Source organism: Bacillota bacterium (assembly GCA_040754675.1).
In the GTDB taxonomy this organism is placed as follows: Bacteria; Bacillota; Limnochordia; order Limnochordales; family Geochordaceae; genus Geochorda.
Genome location: JBFMCJ010000312.1, coordinates 1 through 4,788 on the forward strand (window position 1 = coordinate 1; position 4,788 = coordinate 4,788).

Annotated in this window: 4 protein-coding genes; 2 read left to right on the top strand and 2 right to left on the bottom strand. The window is 68.2% G+C overall.

Annotated features, from left to right (window positions below; translation table 11 throughout):
- A partial coding sequence (locus AB1609_15645) for a hypothetical protein (GenBank protein MEW6047885.1) occupies nt 1–1,548 on the top strand: 1,548 nt, incomplete at its 5' end.
- A gap of 36 nt (nt 1,549–1,584) precedes the next feature.
- On the opposite strand, the gene AB1609_15650 is transcribed toward AB1609_15645, so the two are convergent.
- Nucleotides 1,585–2,073 carry a hypothetical protein gene (locus tag AB1609_15650; GenBank protein MEW6047886.1) on the bottom strand — a complete coding sequence of 163 codons (489 nt, stop codon included), beginning with the start codon at nt 2,071–2,073 and terminating at the stop codon, nt 1,585–1,587.
- 17 nt (nt 2,074–2,090) lie between these two features.
- Entirely contained in the window at nt 2,091–2,423 is a 333-nt protein-coding gene (locus tag AB1609_15655; GenBank protein MEW6047887.1) for a YtrH family sporulation protein, read from the bottom strand.
- 97 nt (nt 2,424–2,520) lie between these two features.
- Here AB1609_15655 and dnaE point away from each other — a divergent pair.
- Nucleotides 2,521–4,788: DNA polymerase III subunit alpha (gene dnaE / locus AB1609_15660; GenBank protein MEW6047888.1), on the top strand; the 2,268-nt coding region annotated here is incomplete at its 3' end.

Consider the following 4,788-nt stretch of genomic DNA (forward strand, 5'->3'; position numbering starts at 1 on the left):
GTTCGCCGCCCCGCCCGCGGTATCCAGGACGCAGGGAGGCAGACGGTGAGCGCGGTGCTCGATGCGCTGGCCTCGGAAGTCGAAGCGTTCCTGAGCGAGACACTCGAGGAGCATTACCGCAACGGGGCCGGCCTCAAGGAGACCCTGGAACTCAGCCCCATCTACGCCCGCCACCCGCATCTGTTCGAACGCGGCGCGGTCGACCGGGTGCGGGCCGAACGCGACCGCGCCGCCGACGACGAGACCCGCCGCCGTGCTCGCTACTTGCTGGACTTCGTGGTGGGTGGGTACCTCGAAGGCGCCGTCAAAGAGATGGTGGACGCGCTGGTGACCCGCGAGACCCAGGGCGCAGTGGACGTCGACGGCGAGAAGGTCCCGTACCGCAACCTGCCCGTCCGGATCGCCAACGAACCCGACCGTAGCCGGCGGGAGCGTTACTTCACCGCCCGCCAGGACTTCACGGACGGCCTCAACCCCGACCGGGAGGCCATCTGGAGCCGCGAGCAGCAACTCGTACGATCGCTGGGCTATTCGACGTCCCTCGCCATGTACCGGGATCTGAAGGGCATCGACTACCCCACCCTCGGGCGCAAGATGGAGGAGTTGCTGTCCCGTACGCAGGCAGCCTACCGCCACCACTTCGGGCCCGCTCTGGAAGAGCGTTCCGGCGCCGGGCTGGGGCGGGCGCGCAAGCACGACGTGGCCTGGATGCTCAGAGGAACCGCGTTCGACGGCATGTTCCCCAAAGAAAAGCTCGTAGACGCCCTCCGGGAGACCCTTCACGGGCTCGGGATCGACCTGGACCGCCAGCCCAACGTTCACCTGGACACCGAGGCGCGCCCGCAGAAGTCTCCCCGGGCCTTCTGCGCGCCGGTGCGAGTGCCGTCGGACGTGCGGCTGGTCATCCTGCCCCAGGGCGGGCGGGACGATTACCACGCGCTGCTGCACGAGGCGGGGCACACCCAGCACTTCGCGCACACCCGCCCGGAGTTGCCGGTGGAGTTCCGCTACCTCGGAGACAACTCGGTGACCGAGTCGTTTGCCTTCCTGTTCGAATACCTGACGACCAATCCCCGGTGGCTGGAGCGCATCCTGGGGGCAAGCCCGGCCGAGACGGCGGCCTACCGGAGGTTCACCTACATCGACCGGCTCTACTTCCTGCGGCGCTACGCCGCCAAGCTCTTGTACGAACTGGAACTTCACGCCGCCCCCTCGCTCGACGGGATGCCGGCCCGCTACGACGCCATTCTGAGCGAGGCGACCGGCGTGCAGTACGGGCCCGTCGACTACCTGGACGACGTGGACAGCGCGTTTTATGTGGCCGAATACCTGCGAGCGTGGGCCCTGGAGGTGATGGTGCGGGAGGTGCTGGCGACGCGCTTTGGCAGCGAGTGGTTCGCCAGCAGGAAAGCGGGGGAGTTCGTGCGGGAACTCTGGGCCTCCGGCCAGCGGGACACCGGCGACGAACTGGCGCGCCGGCTGGGCTTCTCCGAGATCGACTTTGAACCCATCACCCGGGAGCTGGCAGGCGGCCCGCCGGCCACCTGATCGCGCCCGTGGGCCGTTCGCGGCTGTCCACGCCGGTCAGCGCTCGGGTGCCGCCCGCACGTCCAGGGCGACGGTAAGCGTATCCGTCACCCACACGCTCTTGAGCGCCAGGTGGACGGTGCGGCCGCCCAGTGACACCAGCCGGCCGTCCAGGATCTGGGCGACCAGGGCGGGGTCGACCTGGTCCGCTTCTCGCCCGACCATTCCTGCCAACAGCTCCTGCACACGGCGGCGCAGTTGCAGTTCGTCGGCGGGGTCGAGCCCGGTGATGTTGACCGCCGTGGCGCGCACGGGCCGCCTTCGCCGCTGGGCCATGCTCTCTTCGAGTTTTCGAAGCCTCCCCTGCAGATCGGCCACCTGTTGCTCCAGCCGGTCGCGCTGGCGCACCAGTTGGTCCACCTCCCGGCCCAGCCGGACCGTTGCCCCCGAAGCCCCCACCAGCACCCCCAGGGCCAGGGCGGCCGCACACCGGACAAGCCCGCGCCGCCCTACTGTGACGAAGCAAGCCCACCGCCCTGTCGCCATAAGACCGTGCCTTGCTCCTACTCCCCCGTGAGGCCGGCCACCAGCCACTGCCCCAACTGCGCGCCCAGAAGCCCCGCCAGGATGATGGCCACCTGGCGCGCCAGCGCCCCCGGCTGCCCTGCCAGGAGCCCGGTTTCGATGGCCTGGATGGTGGGAAACGAGCCTCCGATGGCTGCCACGATGGCCCACAACTTGATTGTGCGGGCAAGCTCCTGTATGGTGGCAATTGGCGGGCGCCCGGTGAAAAGGGCGCTCAGTCCGCCGAACAGGCTGCCGCCGATCACCACGCCCAGGGCCAGGAAGAGGGCGGTGACCACCTGATAGAGGGCCGGCCGTACGTCGCCGTGCATGGGCCTGAGGGCCGCCGTCGCCGCCTTCCGATGGGACTCACGCCCCCATCTGTATGCGCCGCCGGCGCCCGCCAGGCTTGGAGAGGAAGAGGCCACCGTGGCAGGGTCGTTCGTGCACCTGCACAACCACACGCAGTACAGCCTGCTGGACGGCGCCTGCCGGGTCGAGGATCTGGTAGCGCTGGCGAAGGAGTACGGCATGCCGGCCGTGGCCGTTACCGACCACGGCGCCATGTACGGCACGATTGAGTTTTACAAGGCAGCCAGGGCCGCCGGCGTCAAACCCATCCTGGGCGCCGAGCTCTACCTTGCCCCCAAAAGCCGCCACGACCGCGCGGGTGGCCCCTCGGAGGGCGCCTACTATCACCTGCTGGTGCTGGCCGAAAACGACGAGGGCTTCCGCAACCTGATGAAGCTATCCACCACCGGCTTTCTGGAGGGCTTCTACTACAAGCCGCGCATCGATTTGGAGGTGCTGGCCGAGCACGCCCGCGGCCTGATCGGCACCACGGGCTGCATGTCGGCCGAGGTGGCCACCCATCTCCTGAAGGGCGAGGATGCGGCGGCCCGGCAGGCACTCGAGCGCTACCTGGACATTTTCGGCCGCGATCGCTACTACGTCGAACTCCAGCGAAACGGCGTCCCGGGCCAGGAGGAGCTCAACGCCGCGCTGGTGCGGCTGGCTCGGGAGTACCGGCTTCCCATCATCGCCACCAACGACGTCCACTACCTTCGGCAAGAAGACGCTGCCTTCCATGACGTGCTGCTTTGCATCCAGACGGGGAAGTTCCTGAGCGACACCAACCGGCTGCGCTTCGCCACCGACCAGTTCTACCTGCGCAGCCCTGAGGAGATGCGGGCGCTGTTCTCCGACATCCCCGAGGCGTGCGACCGTACCCTGGAGGTGGCCGAGCGCTGCAACGTCGAGATCAGGCTCGGCAGGGCGGAACTCCCCGCCTTCGAGACCCCCCATGGCGAAAGCGCGGACGAGTACCTCCGGCAGCTCACCTACGCCGGGGCGAGGCGGCGGTTCGGCGAGTTCGGGGAGGATATCCGGCAGCGTCTGGACTACGAGCTTTCGGTCATCCAGAAAACGGGGTTCGCAGGGTACTTCCTCATCGTCCAGGACTTCGTCAGCTACGCCCGCCGAAGCGGCATCCCCGTCGGGCCGGGGCGGGGTTCGGCGGCTTCGAGCCTGGTGGGGTACTGCCTCGGTATCACCAACATCAACCCGCTCGACCACGGCATGATTTTCGAGCGCTTCCTCAACCCCGAGCGCGTCTCGATGCCCGACATCGACATCGATTTCGCCGACGACCGCAGGGACGAGGTCATCGAGTACGTGGTGCGCCGTTACGGCAAGGACAGGGTGGCGCAGATCGCAACGTTCGGCACCATGGCGGCGCGGGCGTCCATCCGGGACGTGGGGCGGGTGCTCCAGGTTCCCTACGCAGAGGTGGACCGGCTGGCCAAGCTCGTGCCCTCGGGGCCGGGCGTGACGCTACAGGGCGCGCTCGCAGAGTCCGAGGAGCTGCGCAAGCGCTACGAGTCGGACGCATCCGTGCGCCGGCTCATCGACCTGGCGCGGCAGGTGGAGGGCTTCCCGCGTCACCTCTCGATGCACGCCGCGGGCGTGGTCATCGCCCCGCAGCCCCTCATCGAGCTCGTGCCGCTGGCTCGCACGTCGGACGGCGCCGTCGTCACCCAGTTCCCCATGGAGCACCTGGAGGAGCTCGGCCTCCTCAAGATGGACTTCCTGGGGCTGCGCAACCTGACCGTCATCCGGAGGGCCGTGGACCTCATCGAACGGCACCACGGCGTGCGGCTCGATGTGGACAATTTGCCGCTGGACGACCGCAAGGTCTATGAGATGCTGAGCAGGGCCGAGACCGAAGGGGTCTTTCAGCTGGAGAGCCGCCTGTTCAAGGGGATGATGCGCGACCTCCAGCCGGACAAGTTCAGCGACCTGGTGGCGGCGCTGGCGCTGGGGCGTCCGGGGCCCCTGCAGTTCCTCGCAGACTTTGCAGCGCGGCGGCACGGGCGTCAGGAGATCCGGTACGCGCTCCCGGAGCTGGAGCCCATCCTGCGGGACACGTACGGGATCATCGTCTACCAGGAGCAGGTCATGCGCATCGCCACGAAACTCGCGGACTACACGCCGGGGCAGGCCGACGTGCTGCGCAAGGCCATGGGCAAGAAGAAGCCCGAGGAGATGGCGCGCGAAAGGGAGCGCTTCATCGAGGGCATGGTGGGCCGCGGGTACGACCGTAAGCTCGCCGAGGACCTGTTCGCCGAAATCGAGCGCTTCGCCCAGTATGCGTTCAACGTGGCGCACTCGGCCGCGTACGCCCTCATCAGTTATCAG